The organism is Faecalibacterium sp. DFI.5.82 (assembly GCF_029076575.1).
Taxonomy (GTDB): Bacteria; Bacillota; Clostridia; order Oscillospirales; family Ruminococcaceae; genus Faecalibacterium; species Faecalibacterium duncaniae.
In genome coordinates this window covers 1-292 of sequence record NZ_JARFIS010001016.1, presented here as the reverse complement: position 1 = coordinate 292, position 292 = coordinate 1, and the positions used below count along the sequence as shown (strand labels likewise).

1 pseudogene is annotated in these 292 nt (G+C 66.1%); it reads right to left on the bottom strand.

The window, feature by feature from the left end:
• Positions 1–8: 8 nt before the first annotated feature.
• A pseudogene (locus P0G09_RS19940) lies at positions 9–292 on the bottom strand (hypothetical protein); the annotation flags it as partial.

Sequence of the window (292 nt, the reverse complement as noted above, 5' to 3'; positions counted from 1 at the left end):
GGGAGGATTCAATCCCCCAGCTCCCGGATCTCATTCTGGATGAGCCGCCCAGCGGCGCGCGCCAGCTGATCCATGCCCCGGATGCGGGCGAGATTTTTGCCGTAGATGCGTTCTGCATCGTGGCTGGAGCTGTCATCGCCCATGAACACGGCAGAAACACGCAGACCCTCGCGCCGCTGGGTGCGCCCCTCGGCGGCGGCATCGTCCACGCCGTAGGAGCCGCCGTAATCACAACCCAACGGTTGTTCCGGGCTGGGCGGTACGCGGCGGCTGTCGTTGGGGGAAGCATCTG